The organism is Dyadobacter sp. HNCC25DJ184, from assembly GCF_056895215.1.
Genome location: NZ_JBXHAQ010000005.1, coordinates 75,956 through 95,984, shown reverse-complemented (window position 1 = coordinate 95,984; position 20,029 = coordinate 75,956). Strand labels below are relative to the sequence as shown.

Annotated in this window: 17 protein-coding genes; 15 read left to right on the top strand and 2 right to left on the bottom strand. The window is 42.7% G+C overall.

Annotated elements, in window-relative coordinates; genetic code table 11:
* Nucleotides 1–3 precede the first annotated feature (3 nt).
* From ilvN to AC1XUD_RS09205, 9 genes are all read left to right on the top strand, one after another.
* The gene (gene ilvN / locus AC1XUD_RS09245) at nt 4–537 is read left to right on the top strand and encodes an acetolactate synthase small subunit (protein ID WP_483360694.1); all 534 of its coding nucleotides are present in this window, start codon (nt 4–6) and stop codon (nt 535–537) included.
* A 179-nt stretch (nt 538–716) separates the two neighbouring features.
* Entirely contained in the window at nt 717–1,763 is a 1,047-nt protein-coding gene (gene ilvC, locus AC1XUD_RS09240; protein WP_483360693.1) for a ketol-acid reductoisomerase, read from the top strand.
* 94 nt (nt 1,764–1,857) lie between these two features.
* Nucleotides 1,858–3,126, top strand: coding sequence for a threonine ammonia-lyase IlvA (gene ilvA, locus AC1XUD_RS09235; protein ID WP_483360692.1), 1,269 nt, complete (start codon nt 1,858–1,860; stop codon nt 3,124–3,126).
* A gap of 69 nt (nt 3,127–3,195) precedes the next feature.
* Nucleotides 3,196–4,044 (top strand): AraC family transcriptional regulator, encoded by an 849-nt coding sequence (locus AC1XUD_RS09230; RefSeq protein WP_483360691.1) that lies wholly within the window; start codon nt 3,196–3,198, stop codon nt 4,042–4,044.
* Nucleotides 4,045–4,477: 433 nt separating this feature from the next.
* Nucleotides 4,478–5,884, top strand: a complete 1,407-nt coding sequence (gene leuC, locus AC1XUD_RS09225) for a 3-isopropylmalate dehydratase large subunit (RefSeq protein WP_483360690.1) — start codon at nt 4,478–4,480, stop codon at nt 5,882–5,884.
* Nucleotides 5,885–5,989: 105 nt separating this feature from the next.
* Entirely contained in the window at nt 5,990–6,586 is a 597-nt protein-coding gene (gene leuD / locus AC1XUD_RS09220) for a 3-isopropylmalate dehydratase small subunit (RefSeq protein ID WP_483360689.1), read from the top strand.
* An 82-nt stretch (nt 6,587–6,668) separates the two neighbouring features.
* Nucleotides 6,669–8,231 carry an alpha-isopropylmalate synthase regulatory domain-containing protein gene (locus AC1XUD_RS09215; RefSeq protein ID WP_483360688.1) on the top strand — a complete coding sequence of 521 codons (1,563 nt, stop codon included), beginning with the start codon at nt 6,669–6,671 and terminating at the stop codon, nt 8,229–8,231.
* A gap of 16 nt (nt 8,232–8,247) precedes the next feature.
* The gene (gene leuB / locus AC1XUD_RS09210; protein ID WP_483360687.1) at nt 8,248–9,318 is read left to right on the top strand and encodes a 3-isopropylmalate dehydrogenase; all 1,071 of its coding nucleotides are present in this window, start codon (nt 8,248–8,250) and stop codon (nt 9,316–9,318) included.
* 267 nt (nt 9,319–9,585) lie between these two features.
* Entirely contained in the window at nt 9,586–10,740 is a 1,155-nt protein-coding gene (locus AC1XUD_RS09205; protein ID WP_483360686.1) for a 2-isopropylmalate synthase, read from the top strand.
* Nucleotides 10,741–10,882: 142 nt separating this feature from the next.
* On the opposite strand, the gene purU is transcribed toward AC1XUD_RS09205, so the two are convergent.
* Nucleotides 10,883–11,692 (bottom strand): formyltetrahydrofolate deformylase, encoded by an 810-nt coding sequence (gene purU, locus AC1XUD_RS09200; RefSeq protein ID WP_483360961.1) that lies wholly within the window; start codon nt 11,690–11,692, stop codon nt 10,883–10,885.
* Between the two features lie 202 nt (nt 11,693–11,894).
* On the opposite strand from purU, the gene AC1XUD_RS09195 reads away from it, so the two are divergent.
* From AC1XUD_RS09195 to AC1XUD_RS09170, 6 genes are all read left to right on the top strand, one after another.
* Nucleotides 11,895–12,380, top strand: a complete 486-nt coding sequence (locus AC1XUD_RS09195; RefSeq protein WP_483360685.1) for a GAF domain-containing protein — start codon at nt 11,895–11,897, stop codon at nt 12,378–12,380.
* A gap of 122 nt (nt 12,381–12,502) precedes the next feature.
* Nucleotides 12,503–13,399: a 3-keto-disaccharide hydrolase gene (locus tag AC1XUD_RS09190; protein ID WP_483360684.1), complete on the top strand. Its 897-nt coding sequence runs from the start codon at nt 12,503–12,505 to the stop codon at nt 13,397–13,399.
* A 61-nt stretch (nt 13,400–13,460) separates the two neighbouring features.
* Nucleotides 13,461–15,116 (top strand): gliding motility-associated ABC transporter substrate-binding protein GldG, encoded by a 1,656-nt coding sequence (gldG, locus tag AC1XUD_RS09185; RefSeq protein ID WP_483360683.1) that lies wholly within the window; start codon nt 13,461–13,463, stop codon nt 15,114–15,116.
* A 106-nt stretch (nt 15,117–15,222) separates the two neighbouring features.
* Nucleotides 15,223–16,347: a DNA polymerase III subunit beta gene (gene dnaN, locus AC1XUD_RS09180; protein ID WP_483360682.1), complete on the top strand. Its 1,125-nt coding sequence runs from the start codon at nt 15,223–15,225 to the stop codon at nt 16,345–16,347.
* 229 nt (nt 16,348–16,576) lie between these two features.
* Complete coding sequence (locus AC1XUD_RS09175) at nt 16,577–16,951, top strand: BlaI/MecI/CopY family transcriptional regulator (RefSeq protein WP_483360681.1); 375 nt, start codon at nt 16,577–16,579, stop codon at nt 16,949–16,951.
* A 2-nt stretch (nt 16,952–16,953) separates the two neighbouring features.
* The gene (locus AC1XUD_RS09170) at nt 16,954–18,825 is read left to right on the top strand and encodes a M56 family metallopeptidase (protein WP_483360680.1); all 1,872 of its coding nucleotides are present in this window, start codon (nt 16,954–16,956) and stop codon (nt 18,823–18,825) included.
* Nucleotides 18,826–18,893: 68 nt separating this feature from the next.
* On the opposite strand, the gene AC1XUD_RS09165 is transcribed toward AC1XUD_RS09170, so the two are convergent.
* Complete coding sequence (locus AC1XUD_RS09165; RefSeq protein WP_483360679.1) at nt 18,894–19,955, bottom strand: 2Fe-2S iron-sulfur cluster-binding protein; 1,062 nt, start codon at nt 19,953–19,955, stop codon at nt 18,894–18,896.
* Nucleotides 19,956–20,029: the final 74 nt, after the last annotated feature.

The window sequence follows — 20,029 nt, the reverse complement described above, 5'->3', positions numbered from 1 at the left end:
ATCATGACAACTTACACTATTTGTGTTTTCACTGAAAATACAATTGGGATATTAAATAAAATTACGACGATTCTGACCCGAAGACGTATCAATATCGATAGTCTGACGGTATCGGAAACGGAGCGCAAAGGGATATCCCGTTTCACGATCGTCATTCGTCACGAGTCCAGAGAAGCAGTTGAAAAGTTGGTTCGTCAGATTCGTAAGGTTATTGAAGTATTGGCTGTTTTCGGATATCTGAATGATGATATCGCCTTCAACGAAATCGCTCTTTTCAAGATATCAACGCCGATTGGAGCAAAACCAATCGATATCGAAACGATCAACAAAGTGCATAAGGCATGGGTGGTATACTGGCATCTGACATATGTCATTATTCAGAAAACCGGCTCGGAGGAAGAGATATTTGAATTCTTTGACTATATCAAACCACACGGGATCCTTGAGTTCGTTCGCTCAGGTCGTGTAGCGGTGAGCAAATCGCCTCAGACATTGGTGGATTACCTGCCTGAAGCTGAATGGGAATATTATCAGTAGCGAGCAGCTATTAGGGGTTAGTTTTTAGTGCGCTGAGTGTCATCTTCCCAACAACAAATAACAAGTTGACTATAAGTTTATTTCAACACTAATCACTAAAAACTAATGGCTAACAGCTTCAAAATTTTACTTAGTATTGTTTTTTATTTAATAGTAATCAATCATCCAATCAATAATCAATGGCAAAATTAAATTTCGGCGGGCTCGAAGAAGAAGTAGTAACCCGTGAAGAGTTTCCTCTTGAAAAAGCGCGTGAAGTACTTTCAACCGAAACAATTGCTGTAATCGGATACGGCGTACAAGGCCCTGGCCAGAGCCTTAACATGCGTGACAATGGTTTCAACGTAATCGTTGGACAACGTCAAGGTGGTGCATCTTGGGATAAAGCTGTTGCAGACGGCTGGGTACCTGGCGAAACGCTTTTTGAAATCGAAGAAGCGCTTGCAAAAGGAACAATCATTTGCTACCTTCTTTCTGACGCTGCTCAGATCGAACTTTGGCCAACTGTTAAGAAACACCTTACTGCCGGTAAATCATTGTATTTCTCACATGGTTTCGGTGTAACATATAAAGACCAAACTGGTATCGTTCCTCCTGCCGACGTGGATGTTTACCTTGTAGCTCCAAAAGGATCAGGTACTTCTCTTCGTCGTTTGTTCGTAGAAGGAAAAGGCTTGAACTCTTCTTTCGCTATCTTCCAGGATGCAACGGGTAAAGCTCGTGAGAAATGTATCGCTATGGGTATCGGTGTTGGTTCAGGATATCTGTTCGAAACTGATTTCTACCGTGAAGTTACTTCTGACCTTACTGGCGAGCGTGGAACTCTGATGGGTGCTATTCAAGGTATCTTTGCTGCTCAATATGAAGTATTGCGTACCAACGGACACTCTCCATCAGAAGCATTCAACGAAACAGTGGAAGAATTGACTCAGTCGTTGATGCCACTTGTTGCTGAAAACGGTATGGACTGGATGTACGCAAACTGTTCGACTACTGCTCAGCGTGGTGCTCTTGACTGGTGGAAACCTTTCCGCGACGCAACCAAGCCTGTTTTCGAACAACTTTACAATTCTGTAAAAAGCGGCGAGCAAGCTAAAATTTCTATCACTCGTAACTCACAGTCTGACTACCGCGTGAAATTGGAAGCTGAATTGGCTGAACTTCGCGAATCAGAAATGTGGAGAGCTGGTGCAACTGTACGTAGCCTTCGTCCTGAAAGAAGCTAATATTATTTCAGAAGACTACGCGAGTGATATCGCGTAGTCTTTCTTACTAAATTTGAGCCTTTACGATCAATCGTAAGGCTTTTTTCTTTTTACTATGAAAAATTCGGCTGATAATTCTCCGACGACACCAACGCTAGACAACATTTTTCTGGCAGCTGAGCGGCTTCGGGGAGTTATAAATCACACTCCTATCCTATATAACGCTCATTTGTCAGAACAATATGAGGCGAATATTTATCTTAAAAGAGAAGATCTGCAAACCGTAAGATCATACAAGATCAGAGGTGCATATAACAAAATGGCGAGCCTGAGCCCGGAAGCTCTTGCAGGCGGTATTGTATGTGCAAGCGCAGGAAATCATGCCCAGGGCGTTGCATATGCCTGTCGACAAATGGAAGTGAAAGGGGCGATTTTTATGCCAACTACTACACCCGCTCAAAAAGTAAAACAAGTTCGCCTGTTTGGAAAAGAATGGGTTGAAGTACACCTGATCGGTGACACCTATGATGATGCATATCACGCCTCTGTTGAATATCAGACTGCTAATAACGCCACCTTTGTACACCCGTTCGACGACCTTCAAGTTATTGAAGGACAAGGAACTGTGGGATTGGAGATATTCAAAGACGCGAATTTTCGGATAGATTATTTACTGATGGCAATTGGAGGTGGTGGACTTGCTGCCGGTATATCGACCGTTTTTAAGCAATTATCCCCTAATACTAAACTCATTGGTATAGAGCCTCTTGGCTCGCCAACAATGCAAAAATCGATAGCCGAGGGGCATGTTGTTACATTAGACAATATTGACAAATTCGTAGATGGCGCAGCTGTTCGTCGTGCCGGAGATATCACTTTTGAAGTTTGCCGTAAAAGTCTGGATGAAGTATTGCTGGTACCCGAAGGAAAAGTTTGTTCAACGATTCTTCAGCTATATAACGAAGAAGCGATCGTTGCAGAACCAGCCGGAGCCCTTACAGTGGCTGCGTTGGACTTTGTAAAAGATCAAATCAAAGGCAAAAATGTAGTTGCGCTCATCAGCGGCGGTAATAATGATATCACCCGCACTGAGGAAATTAAGGAACGGTCACTGCTTTATGAAGGACTGAAACACTATTTCATCATCCGTTTTCCACAACGCTCGGGTGCTTTCCGTGAATTTTTGAATGTTTTGGGCCCAAATGACGATATCGCAAGGTTCGAATATGTCAAAAAAACCAGCCGGGAACAAGGTCCGGCCTTAGTTGGTATCGAGCTCAAAAACAGAGAAGATTTTCAGCCCTTGATTGAAAGAATGGACGAAGGCAAAATCGCATATGAATATCTGAACGATCAGCCTGATTTGTTTCAGTTTTTGGTGTAAGAAGGGTCTCCGTTTGTTCTGCGAAGAAAAAAAGAAATACAATACGCTTCACTAACTGAGAATTAACCATTGCTACGCGTTCCATCCGATATCAGTTCTCAGGAATTTGAATCACTGAAGATTCAGGATATGACCTTTGTGGCATATCGTAACGAAGTATATCCATCGAAATATGATGTTTTCTTTGAAGAACATGCAGTAATTGTGGTGTTGGAAGGAGAAAAGAAATTCACCAGCCCCACTCAGGAAGTACATGTTGAAAAAGGTGATATCTTGTTTGTTCAGAGAGGTTTTTACCTTATGTCGGAATCAATCAATGAGTCATATAAAAGCTTGGTTTTCTTTTTTGATGAAAAGCTTTTGAAAGAATTCGTCGGTCTTCATCCTGAGCTCTTTAATACCGAAGAATCAACAACAGTGCTCGCCAATCCGATTCTGCTCCTCAAATCCGACGATAATTTCCAGAAATTCATTGACTCTGTCTTTCCATATTTCCGATCGAGGACAGAATTAAAAAACCACTTCTTACGACTCAAATTCCAGGAGCTATTGCTTCATTTGCTGGAACTGGATAGCTCCAAACAATTAAGAGCGATATTGTATAGCCTTTATAAAGGCGAAAAAGTGGACCTGTCATTTTTGATGAACAGCTATTATCTCAAACCTTTGACACTTACCGAGCTGGCCAGACTATCGGGAAGAAGCCTATCCGTTTTCAAAAGAGACTTTCAGGACGAATTCAATACATCGCCAGCCGCCTGGCTCAAGAACAAGCGCCTTGACTACGCTGACTTCCTACTCCGCAACAGTACCAAAAATGTTTCCGAGATAAGTACAGATATTGGATACGAGAGCGTTTCTCATTTTATAAAGACATATAAGGAGCGGTTTGGAGTGACTCCTAAGAAACAGGGGTGACTAGAATTTCGAGGCAACTTAAATGGACAGAAAAGAAAAAGAATTTCTACTGAATCGATTTTATCAAATCGAAGCGCCGATAATTAGGGAATCCCTAGGGAAAGTTTCGATGAGGGAGTTCTAAAAAAAATGAGTTACAAACTTTTTGGAATAATAATCGAATACGGCAAAATGGCGCGGTAGTCTTTAAAAACGGTTGATATTTCCTACTTATTTGAGATTCCTTAATATTCCACAGATAAGCTAACTAACTCTCCATTTCTTCGCCCAAATACCAATTCCCGCCCAACAACCCTCAAAAAACCAAAATCACTATTTTTTGAACGTTTCCCGTTATACTTATTCCCTTTATTTTATGGTAATTTGTAGCCTCATTTCTTTTGTGGCTCAATGTTGCCGAAGAATGAAGAGGCGAAATTTTAATTGATAAAATATGAGTAATCAAGCAAGTACGTTATTCGACAAGGTGTGGGATGCACACGTAGTTCGCAAAATTGAAGATGGCCCGGATGTTTTTTTCATTGACCGTCATTTTATCCACGAAGTGACCAGCCCGGTTGCCTTCCTTGGACTGGAAAGTAGAAATATCGGTGTTATTTATCCGGAACGCACTTTCGCTACGGCCGATCACAACACCCCTACCATCAATCAGCATTTGCCGGTTCAGGATCCACTTTCAGCTAACCAGTTGAAGGCTTTGGAAGAAAATTCTGCAAAATATGGTATCTCTCACTGGGGTCTGGGCAATGCAAGAAATGGTATCGTTCACGTTGTAGGGCCAGAAAATGGTATCACGCTTCCGGGTATGACCATCGTTTGTGGTGATTCACATACTTCAACACATGGCGCTTTCGGTGCGATTGCGTTCGGTATTGGTACTTCTGAGGTTGAAATGGTACTTTCTTCACAATGTATTATGCAGCCTAAGCCAAAGAAAATGCGTGTAAACGTAAATGGTAAATTGGGCAAAGCGGTTACGCCAAAAGACGTAACACTATATATCATTTCAAAACTGACTACGGCAGGGGCAACAGGATATTTTGTTGAATATGCAGGTGATGTTTTTGAAAATATGAGCATGGAAGGCCGTATGACGGTTTGTAACATGAGTATCGAAATGGGTGCACGTGGCGGTATGATCGCTCCGGACGAAACCACTTTCGCATATATCAATGGTCGCGAACAAGCTCCTAAAGGCGAGAAATGGGATAAAGCGTTGGCATATTGGAAAACTTTGAAAACAGACGAAGGTGCTGTTTTTGACAAAGAATATACTTTTGACGCAGCGGATATCGAGCCGATGATCACTTACGGAACCAATCCGGGTATGGGTCAGGGAATTTCTTTGAATATCCCTACTGCTGAACAAGTTGAAGGTGGGAAAGCTACATACGACAAGTCGTTGAATTACATGGGTTTCCATGAGAACGAATCAATGCTTGGCAAGAAAATAGATTATGTATTTGTCGGAAGCTGTACCAACGGTCGTATCGAAGATTTCCGTGCATTTGCATCGATCGTAAAAGGTCGTAAGAAAGCTGATAACGTAACTGCATGGATCGTTCCGGGATCACATATCGTTGAAGCGCAAATCAAAGAAGAGGGAATTCTGGATATCTTGACAGAAGCAGGTTTTGAACTGCGTCAACCAGGATGTTCTGCTTGTTTGGCTATGAACGACGATAAAGTACCTGCCGGGAAATATGCCGTAAGTACCTCAAACCGTAACTTCGAAGGTCGTCAGGGGCCGGGAGCAAGAACGCTTTTGGCCAGTCCGCTCGTTGCAGCCGCAGCTGCGGTAACTGGGGTAGTTACCGATCCAAGGGAATTGTTGGCTTAGTAATAAAGTTCCGTTAGTAAATTATTAATTAAGAATTTAAACGCTGAAAGTAAATGCTGTTACAGAAACTCAATGCTAACAGCTAATCGCTAACAGCTCAACAAAATGGCTTACGATAAATTCACCATATTAAAAAGTACGGCAGTTCCTTTGCCGATCGAGAACGTGGATACGGATCAGATCATCCCGGCGCGTTTCCTTAAAGCTACAAAACGTGAAGGTTTTGGAGATAATCTTTTCAGAGACTGGCGCTACAACGGCGACGACTCCCCGAAACAGGATTTCGTGTTGAACAACCCGATTTACAAAGGTAAAATTCTGGTTGGCGGTCACAATTTCGGAAGTGGATCGAGCCGTGAGCATGCTGCATGGGCAATTTACGATTACGGTTTCCGCTGCGTAGTTTCCAGCTTTTTTGCAGACATTTTCAAAGGTAACTCTCTGAACATAGGTATATTACCTGTTCAAGTTAGTCCTGAATTTTTAGATAAAATCTTCCAGGCAATTGAAGCTGATCCAAATGCCGAGCTTGAAGTAAATCTTCCCGAGCAAACGATCACGATCGTGGCAACCGGCGAGCAGGAATCTTTTGATATCAACGGTTATAAAAAACATAATATGACCAATGGCTTTGATGATATCGATTATCTACAGGCCATGAAAGAAGATATCAAAAAGTTTGAAGCCGCAAGAATTTACTAAATGGCCGTCGGCAATCGGCTGTCGGTAATCGGGCTCTTTCCGATCCATGCCGACAGCCGATTGCTGATGGCCGAGAGCCTCTATGAACAGCCGCCGTATTGAAATAATGGACACGACACTCCGTGATGGGGAACAAACCAGCGGTGTGTCGTTTTCTGCTTCTGAAAAATTAACCATTGCCAGATATCTCCTTCAGGAGGTAAAAGTCGATCGTATTGAAGTTGCTTCTGCCCGCGTTTCGCAGGGAGAATTTGACGCTGTACAGAAAATCACATCCTGGGCTCGTGAAAACGGATATCTTGACAAGGTTGAGATATTGACTTTCGTAGACGGAGAAGCTTCCATCAACTGGATGATCGACGCCGGTGCACGTGTCATGAACCTTTTAACAAAGGGTTCTTTAAATCACCTAACGCATCAGCTCAAAAAAACTCCCGAGGAGCATTTTGCCGATATTAAAAAAGTGGTGGAACTTGCTCAGGAAAAAGGAATTGATTGCAACGTATATCTGGAAGACTGGAGCAATGGAATGCGAAATTCTCCCGACTACGTTTTTGCCGCTGTCGATTTCCTGGCCACACTTCCTATCAAGCGTATACTACTACCGGACACGCTGGGTATTCTTACTCCCGCGGAATCCTACGTTTATACCAAGGCAATTGTAGATCGCTATCCGGAGCATCACTTTGAATTTCACGCGCACAACGACTACGACCTGAGCGTCGCCAACGTAATGGAAGCGATTCGTGCGGGAGCAAAAGGCCTTCATCTTACCGTAAATGGTATGGGCGAACGCGCGGGAAATGCACCTTTAGCCAGTACCATCGCGGTTATCAAGGACTTCATGCCCGGAATTACGACTTCCGTTGTGGAGCAATCTTTGTACTCGATCAGTAAGCTGGTAGAATCATTTTCAGGTATCAGAATTCCCGCAAATAAGCCGGTAATCGGTGAAAGTGTCTTTACGCAAACTGCCGGTATTCATGCCGACGGAGACAAAAAGAACAACCTGTATTTCAGCAAGTTAATGCCTGAGCGTTTCGGTCGTCAGCGACTATATGCGCTGGGGAAAACTTCTGGCAAAGCAAATATCGAGAATAACCTTAGGGATTTAGGAATCACGCTTTCGGATAAGGATCTGAAGTTGGTAACTCAGCGAATTATTGAGTTGGGCGATCGAAAAGAAGCCGTTACGCCGGAAGATCTTCCATATATCATTTCCGATGTATTGGACAGCAGCAGCATAGAAGAAAAAGTTGTCGTTCTGAACTACGTGCTTACGCATGCCCGAAATCTGAAACCATCTGCCACGTTGCAGATTCAGTTGGACGGTAATGTATATGAGGAAAGCGCTCAGGGAGATGGTCAGTATGACGCTTTTATGAATGCTTTGAAAATGATATATGCAAAACACGGCATGCAGCTTCCATTACTGATAGACTACGCAGTTCGTATCCCTCCTGGAGGAAACACCGATGCGCTTTGCGAAACGATCATCACCTGGAAGATTCTCGACAAAGAAATAAAAACAAGAGGATTAGACTCAGATCAAACTGTATCTGCGATCAAGGCGACGCAAAAAATGCTGAATATATTGGGAGACAAGCTTACGGGCGGCACACTCCAAAGTCATAAAAGAAAATAACTATTCAAATTCAATAATGAAAAAACATATTCTAGTTGTCCCAGGTGACGGAATCGGACAGGAAGTTACCGCTGTTGGAAAAAAAGTTCTTGAACGAATTGCTGAAAAATTCGGTCACGAATTCACATATGACGAAGCACTGATTGGTCACGTAGCAATTGAAGCGACTGGAAATCCGCTTCCCGACGAAACTCTTGCAAAAATGAAGGCGTCTGATGCAGTTCTTTTTGGAGCAGTTGGTCACCCGAAATATGATAACGATCCTTCTGCCAAGGTACGCCCTGAGCAGGGTCTCTTGAAAATGCGGAAAGAGCTTGGACTATATGCCAACCTTCGCCCGATCAAACTTTTCGACGAATTGTTAGGAGCATCTTCCATCAAACCTGAAATTCTGAAAGGTTCGGATATTCTTTTCTTCCGTGAATTGACGGGCGATATCTATTTTGGAGAAAAAGGTCGCAAGAACGATAACAATACTGCATACGATATCGCGGAATATAGCCGCTACGAAGTTGAGCGTATCGGACGGAAAGCATTTGAAGCTGCACGCACACGCGGCAAGAAATTGTGCTCTGTTGATAAAGCTAATGTCCTAGAAACCAGTCGTTTGTGGAGAGAAGTAATTCAGGCGCTCGCTCCGGAATATCCTGATGTAGAAGTTGAACACCAATTCGTTGATTCAGCGGCAATGATGTTGATCAAAGATCCACGTCGCTTTGACGTTGTGGTTACAGCCAATTTATTTGGAGATATTCTTACAGACGAAGCAAGTCAAATCGCTGGTTCTATGGGTATGCTGGCTTCGGCTTCTGTTGGTGACCTAACGGGTGTTTATGAGCCGATCCACGGTTCAGCTCACGATATAACAGGAAAAGGTATCGCTAATCCATTGGCTTCGGTACTTTCTGCTGCTTTGCTTTTAGATATTTCTTTTGGATTAAAAGAAGAATCGGACGCAATTATTGCAGCGGTTGATAAATTGTTGAAAGACGGTTACAGAACAAAAGATATCGCAGACAGTACGACTCCTGCTGACAAGATTTTGAACACAGAAGCCGCCGGGGAAGAATTATTGAAAAGAATTTAATTTTTTTCAAGTTTTTGCCAAAGAATATTTGTTGGAAGCAAAACTTGTGTTTTCTTTGCAGAAGAAAATCGCACATAGCGAAATTTCGCAAAAAGTCCAACGATGAAATTTTTCGATTTTGAACCTACCCAACGACTCTTCCTGGTTGTCTGAAAGAGAGAAAGGTATGTCTTCGAGTCGCACGAAACCCTTTCTCTATCCGAGAAAGGGTTTTATATTTATTGAATATTTGTAAATTAGTAATCCAGTTACAATTCCATCATACCCATGAGTCAAAGAGTTCAAATCTTCGATACCACTTTACGAGACGGCGAGCAAGTTCCAGGCAGCCAGTTAACAACGGATGAAAAAATCGTTGTAGCCAAACAACTCGAGAAGCTAGGAGTAGATGTCCTCGAAGCAGGTTTTCCTGTGTCAAGCCCCGGCGACTTCCGGTCCGTGGTGGAAATTTCAAAGGCAGTAAGAGAGCCTATCATTTGTGCGCTTTCCAGGGCGGTTGTGGGCGATATAGATGCTGCTGCAGATGCGTTGCAGTATGCTAAAAGAGGTCGCATCCACACAGGTATAGGCTCGTCCGATATCCATATTCAATATAAATTCAACACTACCCGCGAAAAGATCATCGAAAGAGCCGTTGCAGCAACGAAATATGCAAAAAGCAAGGTGGAAGATGTTGAATTTTACTGCGAAGATGCTGGCCGTGCGGACTTGGTGTTTCTTGCCCAACTCGTTGAATCCGTGATCGCTGCAGGAGCGACGGTTGTGAATATTCCCGATACTACCGGATATTGCCTTCCGGACGAATACGGCGGAAAGATCAAATACATTTTCGAACACGTTAAGAATATTCATAAAGCGACCATATCCATCCATTGTCACAATGATTTGGGTCTTGCAACTGCCAATTCCATAGCAGGACTAAGCCAAGGCGCACGCCAGGTGGAAGTTACGATCAACGGAATAGGAGAAAGAGCGGGAAATACTTCTCTTGAAGAAGTGGTAATGGCCATAAATGTCCATAAAGAATTAGGATTGGAGACGGGTATCAATACGCCGTACATTTACCCGACAAGTCAGCTTGTTTCTAAGATGATGCGTATGCCCGTTCAGGCGAATAAGGCGATCGTGGGTCGTAATGCATTTGCCCACTCATCCGGTATTCACCAGGACGGCTTCCTGAAACATAATCTTAACTATGAGATCATGAATCCTCAAGATGTGGGGGTAGACAAATCCGATATCGTTTTGACAGCCCGCAGCGGACGCCACGCTTTGAAACACAGACTTGAATTGTTAGGTTTTTCTTACGAAAAAGAAGCCGTGGATGAGTTATATACCCGCTTCCTGGATGTAGCCGATATTAAGAAAGAGGTGAATGATGCGGATTTGGTAGAACTGACTCGCGCCTTCGCTTCTGTATAAATTAGAAAGCACTTAGAAAAGGTTAATCGCCTGAAAATGAATTTGATGTTTTGAAGATTTATTTGTAACATTACATATTCAATAACATCCATCAGATTATAAAAAGCCCTCGGTGATTCTGACTAAGGGCTTTTTTCTATTTTTATAAGACAATGGTGCGGTTATTATAAATAAAAACCCGGTCATTAAAAACCAGTTTTAACGCCTTCGAAAGCACTCCTTTTTCCGTGTCCCTTCCGAGTGTTGCCATGTCGGCGGCCGTCTGTCGGTGGTCAACTTCCTTTACATCCTGTGCAATGATCGGACCTTCGTCCAGATCGTTATTTACAAAATGGGCAGTAGCCCCGATGATTTTTACACCTCGTTCATAAGCTTGGCGGTAAGGGTTAGCTCCAACAAATGCAGGCAAGAAAGAATGATGAATATTGATAATCCTGTCAGGAAAGTGGCTGACGAATTCGGGAGTAACAACCCGCATATACTTGGCCAAAACCAGATATTCTGGCCTATAAATATCCAAAGTTCTTAGTATCGCTTCTTCATGTTCTTCCCTTGTTTTCTTTTCGTGCGAAATGTAGTGAAAAGGAATGCCGAACTTCCCAACCAGTGGCTGTAACGTATTATAATTACTCACGACAGCCAATATATTAGCGTCTAGTTCATCAAAGGCATATCGGATCAACATCTCGCCCAAACAGTGATGTTCCTTGGTAACCATCACCACAATATCCTTTTTCTTATTTGGATTGATGCGCAGGTTTAGTCCGGCCGGCAGTTCCTTTTTCAAAGTTTGAAGTAAGGTTGAGATATCAGCCTCGCCGTCAAATTCCGTGCGCATAAAGAAATAGCCTGACGGACTCACATACTCATCGTTACGGATGATATTCTGATTGTGTTCAAATAAGATACGTGTAACCTGATATATCAGCCCCTTATGGTCAGGGCCGTCCATTAAAAGAATGTGGCGTTCGGTCATTGTTAATATGTTAGCCTCCAAAAAACGTTGAACGCGAAATAACGTATTTTATCAGATTTTATATCAAATAGTTACACGTCTAATTACAAAAAGTCGTTTTTCGGGATTAACATTTTCACAACGTCCGTAACTTTTTCAATGCCAATCCTGTTGACTTTACAACTATATCAACAATGCAATGGCCGAAGAATTAATCATACCGAAGGGAGTTGGCAGAAAAGAAATCTACAAAACCATTTTCCCTCAAATTGAAGCTCTAATAAGTACAGAAAGTGATCTCATTGCCAACCTGGCTAACATTTCTGCGGTTTTAAAAGAAGCTTTCGGCTTCTTCTGGGTCGGTTTTTATATTGTGAAGGAGGGAGAACTGGTGTTAGGGCCGTTTCAGGGGCCGATTGCCTGCACGCGTATTCCTTTTCACAAGGGCGTTTGTGGTGCTGTATATTCCCGTCAGGAAACCATTATTGTTGCCGATGTTGACCAATTCCCTGGCCATATTGCTTGCAGTTCAGCTTCCCGATCAGAAATTGTACTTCCCGTTTTTCATAGAAACGGAACCGTTGCCATGATTCTGGATGTCGATAGCGACCAATTGGATGATTTCAACGAGGACGACCAAAATGGTTTGTCACTCATTTTGAAGGTTTTGGAAAGAAAATTATAGCCCTAAACTTCTCACTTAATCACCTTCAGCCAATATAGAGCGTTCAAAACCATCGCTTTTGAAGTAAATAGCATGTGGATTTGCCTTTACCTTGCAAGTAAACGCTATTTATCCAACACATAATGAACTTCAAGTCGCTTCTGCTTTCTGCTGCTTTTATTCTGGTTTTAACCGGATCACTCTTCGCCCAATCGGCTTCTAAGGAAGAATGGCTTTCGTTGTTCAACGGAAAAGATCTGAAGGGTTGGGATATTAAAATTGCCGAAAGAAAACTTAACGATAACTACAAAAACACGTTCATAGTTGAAGATGGTATGATCCGTGTCAACTATAAAGAGTATGACAAATTCACAACTGAATATGGTCATATGTATTATCAAACGCCATTTTCATTTTATAAAATCAAACTTCAATACCGTTTCACAGGCAACCAGGTTCCAGGAGGTGCTTCATGGAATGTTCGGAATAGCGGTATAATGCTCCATTCTCAGTCCGCAGCAAGCCTTGGTCTCGATCAGGATTTCCCGATATCTCTGGAAATGCAGTTTCTTGGCGGATTAAACGCCGGAGAACGTACAACCGGAAACCTTTGCACTCCTGGTACTATAGTTGATATTGACGGTAAACTTGCAGAAGCTCATTGCATCAACTCAACTTCTAAAACTTACAACGGAGACCAATGGGTTGACGCAGAGGCCATTGTACTGGGCGACTCAATCGTGCATCATATCATCGGCGGCGACACGGTTCTTACTTTTACAAAACCCAAAATTGGCGGTGGCTATGTTGGAAAAAACCATACTTTCAAAGACGGCAAAGTTGGAAGCGAGGAAGAATGGATCAAAAAAGACGGCACCCCTCTGGGCTCAGGATATATTGCACTTCAAGCAGAAAGTCACCCCATCGACTTCCGCAATATCGAAGTTTTGAACCTCAAAGGCTGTATGGATCCGAAAGCCATCAACTACAAATCATATTATGTCGCCGACGACCGGGCAACGTGTAAATACAGAAAATAGCACCCTGTTATAAACTCCTGTTAGTTTTATATTTTTGCAAGAAAACAGGCGTTTTAGGTTCATGAAAAAAACTGGTGTTCGTATTTTAATATTGACTGCAATACTGATTGGGCTCAATATTCTGGCTTCGTTCGTGTATTTCAGATGGGATATTACAGAGGATAAACGGTATTCTATTTCCGACGCCACCAAGGAAATGCTTGCCAATCTTGACAAGGAAGTACATGTAAACGTCTATTTGTCAGGAGATTTTCCGCCCGGTTTTGAACGACTGGAAACCGCGACCAAAGAAACACTGGAAGAATTCAAATCCTATTCCAACGGAAAACTTACTTACACTTTTACTGATCCCTCCGACGCAATCAGTGAGGAAAAGCGACAAACGCAATACAATAATCTCATCGAACGAGGATTAATCCCAACCAATCTTTTTGCCAATGAAGATGGAAAACGTACCGAGAAAATTATTTTTCCCGGCGCGATCGTTTCTCAGGATACTTTATCTGTACCTGTTCAATTGTTGAAAGGGAATAAAACCGCAACTCCGGAAGAACAATTGAATCAATCATATGAAGGCGTTGAATTTGAACTGGCCTCGGCCATCAAACTCCTTAATCAGCAGGAACGCAAAAAAGTTGGTCTTGTCGTCAGTCATACCAAAATATCGCCGGCGCGCCTGAGTGATATCATCGCAACCATTCAGCAGAGCTATGATATTTTCATGGATGTCAACAATCCGGAATCATACGACGGGTTAGATGCTATACTCGTTTTAAAACCTGATAGCGCATTTTCAGACGCGGACAAATACAAATTTGATCAGTATATAATCAAAGGTGGAAAGGCTATATTCTTTACCGATGGCTCCAAAGTAGACAGTATCAGCATGGAAGGCACTTACGCTCAACCACTTATGCTAAACCTGGAAGATTTGTATTACAAATGGGGCGTGAGAGTTAACACCAATCTCGTTAAGGATCTGAATTGTGCGAAAATTATGCTGAATGTTGGCGCAATGGGCGACAAGCCTAATTTGCAGCCCCTTCCGTGGCGATTTTTCCCTTTGTTAAATCACTTTGGTGATCATATCATTACCAGAAACATCAACGCGGTATATACCCGCTTTTTGAGCTCGATTGATACAGTCGGAGGTAATAACGAACTCTCAAAGACGCCATTGCTCCTTACCTCGCCATATACTCAAACCCTCAACACTCCTGCATTAGTTGGATATAACGAAGCAAAAAAAGAACCCTCACCAGAGGAATATAAAAGTGGCGCAAAACTGGCTTCTATACTTATCGAAGGCTCGTTTCAATCACTTTTTCAAAACCGGATCCTTTCATCCGATCCTCGCGCTAAATCTTTCGTCGAAAGTGGCAGTGGTGGCAAGGTAATTATATGTTCGGACGGTGACATAGCAGTCAATGATTTTGATTACAAAAGAAATGCCCCGCTGCCTTTGGGTTATGATCGACTGACAGGTAATACCTATGGAAATAAGGATTTTATACTGCATGCTCTCGATTACCTGACCGATTCAAACGGCTTGATCACAGCCAGAAATAAACAGATTGCTGTGAGGGAACTTGATAAAATACAGATTCAGGAAAACAAAAGATTTTGGCAGGTACTCAATATTTTGCTTCCTATTTTGGTAATTGCCATTTTTGGAGGTATAAGATATTATCTAAGAAGCCGAAAATTCGCCCGATAAGGCTGCTTTACGGGTAATTTTTCCTACTTTTGTATCCTACAAAACAGATTTTCCACCGTCTGTCTTTACATAATCTATTTATATCTAAACACTTACGTCACGAATTATGAAGTTTGTCGTTTCGTCATCAGTACTGCTTAAACAGCTCGCCGCTATAAATGGTGTCGTTTCTACGAACCCGATTGTACCCATATTAGAGAATTTCCTTTTGTCGTTGGAAGGCACCAAATTGACGGTGACCGCATCTGATTTACAAACGGTTATGATCACGGAAATAGAAGTCGAATCCGCTGAAAAGGGATCCATTGCTATTCCTGCCAAACTCCTTCTAGATACTTTAAGGGGTCTTCCGGAACAACCAATTACACTTCAGGTCAATAATGAGACTTTCGGAACGGAGATTATATCCGATAACGGACGCTATAAATTGTCGGGGGAAAATCCGATCGATTTCCCAAAAACACCTTCTGTAAACCGCGGACAAGCTGTTGATCTATCTTCCCTTTCTTTGGGAGCAGCAATTGCGAATACACTTTTTGCTACAAGCACCGACGACCTTCGCCCGGCGATGACGGGGGTTTTCGTTCAAATGGGTGCTGAAAGCGCGACTTTCGTTGCAACCGACGGACACCGGTTGGTGAGATACCGCAGAACAGATATCAAGTCTGATATTGATACTTCAATGATCATTCAACGTAAAGCGTTGAATTTGCTGAAATCATGTCTACCAGCTGACGATGTTCCTGTGAAAGCAGAATTCACAAGTTCAAATGCGTTTTTCAGCTTTGGTAATATCCGTATGATCTGCCGTCTGATCGACGAAAGATTCCCGGATTACGAAAACGCAATCCCTTCCAACAACCCGAATTCGTTGACGATTAACAGAATGGAAATCCTGAGCTCTTTGAGAAGGATATCTATTTATTCAAACCGTACCACCCATCAAGTGCGTTTGAAAATGTCATTGAACGACCTAGTGGTGTCTGCCGAAGATTTGGATTATTCAAACGAAGCAAACGAAAGACTGATGTGCGAATATAACGGGGACGATATGGAGATTGGTTTTAACGCAAAATTCCTTATCGAAGTATTGGGAAATCTAAGCAGCAAAACCGTTACCTTCGAACTTTCTGCACCAAACAGAGCCGGGTTGATCATCCCGATAGACCAGGAGGCAAACGAAGATATATTGATGTTGGTAATGCCTGTTATGCTGAATACATACGTTTAGGATATCAACTTTGAAAATCAAAAAACCGGGCGTTACCGCCCGGTTTTTTTGTGTCCGGACATATTTGATAGATATGATTAGGCAACTATTCTCGCGTGGCCCCTATTCCCAACATACTATAAATCAAACATTTAACATTTATTACGAAAAAATTCGTACAAGGATCTTGCATTTACGATAGTTTTCGTATTCCTTTGATACGAAGATCGTCGTACTATAACTGTTTGCCATGTATATCAAGCCCACCGAATCCGAATTAGAGATCCTGAACTACTTATGGGAGCATGGACCGAGCACCGTTCGCCAGGTTCATGAATCATTCTCAGAAACAAAAAATGTTGGTTACACTACGACCTTGAAACTGATGCAAATTATGCACGACAAAGGTCTTTTGTATCGCACGGAGCAAGGACGCTCGCATATCTATGTAGCCCTACTTGGAAAAGAAGAAACCCAGCATAACCTTCTAGGTCGATTAGTGGAAACTGCTTTTCAAGGTTCGGCGGCACAAATGGTAATGCAGGCACTGGGTAATCATACCACTTCGAAAGAAGAATTGGATGAAATAAGAGAATTACTTAACTCACTCGAAAAAAATCAATAGCCATGAGACCCGTTTTCGATCTACTTTCTGACGCTTCCTTTATTGCTTTCGGCTGGACATTAGTGCATTCCCTTTGGCAGGGTACTATTATCGCAGCGGTTACGGTTTGCCTGTTCCAAATCACAGGCAAGAAAAACGCGTCCATCCGATATAACATTGGCGTGGGGTTACTTTTTCTTCAAGTCTTGATATCTGTCGGGACATTTATGTTTTATAAATTAATGCAGACCCCTGCTCCCGTTCGTACTTCACTTTCATTATCCCAATCCATTTCAACCACTGCAACGGTGGTACCTGTTCGTGATATTCATCAAACCGTTTCATTCGGAAAGATGGTGAACATTTGGATAACCGGGCACATCAGCGAGCTTGTAATATGCTGGTTAATAGGCGCTTCATTGTTGATGATACGTTTTGCAGGTGCGTGGGTATATACCAGAATTCTTCGTTCTCAATCTTCTCCGATAAGAGATAGAACATGGCTCGTACGTTTTGGAGTATTGGTCGCCAAATTGAATATTTCCCAGTCTGTTGAGCTACGCGAAACGGCGAAAGTGATGACGCCCATTGTAATTGGAGCCTTTAAGCCGGTCATTCTCCTTCCGATTGGCTTGCTATCCGGGTTTTCAATGTCGCAGGTAGAGGCTATTCTCTCGCATGAATTGGCGCACATCCGTCGAAATGATTATCTCGTCAATCTTTTGCAGTCGTTTGTGGAGGTTGTCTTTTTCTTCCACCCGGCCTTATGGTGGTTATCAGAAAGAATCCGCACGGAGAGAGAACATTGCTGTGACGATATCGCGATTTCAGTATGCGGGGACAAGATGACGTATGCCCATGCACTGGTTAAAGTCGCCGAATGGCAATCCTCTCCAACACTTGCGATGGCATTCGCATCTAAAAAAAACCTTCTACACCGCATTAGCCGTGTGTTAGGTGTAAATCCGAAACAAAGCCCTTATAAAGTAAACTGGATGGCCTCAATCTTATTTGTTCCGTTATTTATTAGTCTTTCCATTTTTGCGGTAGGACAAAAACAAAACACCACAACACCCCGTAAGGCAAAACCTACAGTCCAGCAAAAAGACCAGACATTATCTGTTGAAACCAATGACGATGAATTGTCTGAGCCTAAAGTTGACGTCGAAAGCGAAATTGAACCACCTACCGAGCCTTTTAATATTGACTCAGAATTTGCCTTAGCCGCATTTTCTTCCGACACCGTGAACCGCAAAAAGCTGGAAGAGCAGCACCAGAAAATGGAAAAGCTGCATGAAAAAATGGAGCCTCTTCATAGCCAAATGGAAGATCTTAACCGGAAAATGGAAATTCAGAACTTCCAGATGGAACGCTTAGACCGTGAGATGCAGAAGCTTGACTGGAAAAGAGATAAGGTATTCGATTCCCGAAACAAAATCCTGGAACAGCGGCAGGCCTTGATGGATAATAATCCGAAAAAAGGAAAGCCACAACTTTCAGAAGCTGAGTTGGAAAAACAAATGGATCAGCTTGAATCTCAAATTAAAGATCAGGAAGCTCAAATTGAGGCAGTTAATGTTCAGGCTGCTCAAATAAGGAAGCAGGCTGTGGAATTGAGAGAAAGCCAGGAAATGAAGAACCTGAAATTACAGATCGAGCAAGTGCAGAACTCTGTGGAAGAAATTCAGGAACAAATCGAAGTTGAGGCAAACATTGCCGAAAAGTTCGAATGGATAGCACCACCGCCAGAACCTGCTGTTGCGCCAGGTCCCAAAGCTAAACCGAGAGCCCCAAAACCGCCAAAGCCCGCCACTCCCAGTGCAGCTCCAGCACCCCCAAAACCAGCAAAAGCTGGAGTTCCGCCTGTGGCACCGGTTCCACCTGTTAAAAAATAGGGTATATATATATATCAAAAAAAGGGCTTCCGTGATTTGAAGCCCTTTTTGATATATATTGATCTTATTTATTCAACTTCAATCACAACATCATCACTCATTGGATGCGTCACGCAGGTCAATATAAATCCCTCTTTCAACTCCGCCTCCGAAAGCGCATCCTCCTCGTCCAGATGCACTTTTCCGGAAACACATCTACCCAAACAAGCAGTACACATACCCGCCTGACAGGAATATGGTAAATCGATATCCATATTCAGCGCTGCTTCCAGTACGCTTTCGTGCGGTTTTACTGGAAGCTTGTATTCTGCACCCTCGTAGAATAATGTAATCTCTCTGGTTTTCAATGAATTGTCTTCCAAAGACACTTCTCCAGGTTTAGACGATGTGCTTGTCAAAAAACTTTCCTTTCTGATTTGGGTATCAGCAACTGCTAAAATCGACAATGCCCGGTGTGCCTCCTCCATCATATCGTCAGGGCCACACAGGTAATACTCCGCAGTCTTTTTATGAAGTGTTGGAAGCTTTTCCATTATTTTGAGAATATGGCTTTTATTCAACCGGCCCGTTTCCCCCGACCAGTTTTCGGAAGGTTGGGTCAATGTATGAACCACCTGAAACCTTTCTCCATACTTCTCCTTCAGAACATTTAATTTCGGATTGAAAATGATGCTTTCTTCTGTTCGGCTCCCATATATTAAAAATACTTCACTTTCCGGTTCAACTATCAAGACAGACTTCAATATTGAGAAAAGAGGAGTTATTCCGCTTCCGGCTCCGATGAATACTACCTGTCTTGTCTGATCATCAGCCTGTATCGGGAGAAGATTTCCAGCTGGTTCCATCGCCTCGATCACATCACCCACTTTTAATTCATCCAGCAAATAGTTTGATCCAAAACCACCAGGCACTCTTTTGATGGTAATGGCAATGGACACATCGGTATATGGAGAACTTGACATGGAATAGGATCTTCGAACTTTCTGATCTCCCTGCGGAATCAAAAGCGTCAGAAACTGCCCGGGGCGGTATTTTATCACTTCATTCAAAGGGTGCCAGAAATGGATCGTAACCGCATCTTCCGTTTCCTTTTCAATCTCCTTAATTTTTAGAAAATAGTACTTACTCATGGATTTGAGCTGTTAGCCATTAGCTATCAGCTGTTAGTTTTTAAATGGAACAGACTGTTCTGATGATCCTCAAA

Excerpts from the sequence above, each read along its gene's own strand:
- ilvN (WP_483360694.1), top strand. The coding sequence starts at position 4 with ATGACAACTTACACTATTTGTGTTTTCACTGAAAATACAATTGGGATA.
- ilvC (WP_483360693.1), top strand. The coding sequence starts at position 717 with ATGGCAAAATTAAATTTCGGCGGGCTCGAAGAAGAAGTAGTAACCCGT.
- ilvA (WP_483360692.1), top strand. The coding sequence starts at position 1,858 with ATGAAAAATTCGGCTGATAATTCTCCGACGACACCAACGCTAGACAAC.
- leuC (WP_483360690.1), top strand. The coding sequence starts at position 4,478 with ATGAGTAATCAAGCAAGTACGTTATTCGACAAGGTGTGGGATGCACAC.
- leuD (WP_483360689.1), top strand. The coding sequence starts at position 5,990 with ATGGCTTACGATAAATTCACCATATTAAAAAGTACGGCAGTTCCTTTG.
- AC1XUD_RS09215 (WP_483360688.1), top strand. The coding sequence starts at position 6,669 with ATGAACAGCCGCCGTATTGAAATAATGGACACGACACTCCGTGATGGG.
- leuB (WP_483360687.1), top strand. The coding sequence starts at position 8,248 with ATGAAAAAACATATTCTAGTTGTCCCAGGTGACGGAATCGGACAGGAA.
- AC1XUD_RS09205 (WP_483360686.1), top strand. The coding sequence starts at position 9,586 with ATGAGTCAAAGAGTTCAAATCTTCGATACCACTTTACGAGACGGCGAG.
- purU (WP_483360961.1), bottom strand. The coding sequence starts at position 11,692 with ATGGACGGCCCTGACCATAAGGGGCTGATATATCAGGTTACACGTATC.
- AC1XUD_RS09195 (WP_483360685.1), top strand. The coding sequence starts at position 11,895 with ATGGCCGAAGAATTAATCATACCGAAGGGAGTTGGCAGAAAAGAAATC.
- AC1XUD_RS09190 (WP_483360684.1), top strand. The coding sequence starts at position 12,503 with ATGAACTTCAAGTCGCTTCTGCTTTCTGCTGCTTTTATTCTGGTTTTA.
- gldG (WP_483360683.1), top strand. The coding sequence starts at position 13,461 with ATGAAAAAAACTGGTGTTCGTATTTTAATATTGACTGCAATACTGATT.
- dnaN (WP_483360682.1), top strand. The coding sequence starts at position 15,223 with ATGAAGTTTGTCGTTTCGTCATCAGTACTGCTTAAACAGCTCGCCGCT.
- AC1XUD_RS09175 (WP_483360681.1), top strand. The coding sequence starts at position 16,577 with ATGTATATCAAGCCCACCGAATCCGAATTAGAGATCCTGAACTACTTA.
- AC1XUD_RS09170 (WP_483360680.1), top strand. The coding sequence starts at position 16,954 with ATGAGACCCGTTTTCGATCTACTTTCTGACGCTTCCTTTATTGCTTTC.
- AC1XUD_RS09165 (WP_483360679.1), bottom strand. The coding sequence starts at position 19,955 with ATGAGTAAGTACTATTTTCTAAAAATTAAGGAGATTGAAAAGGAAACG.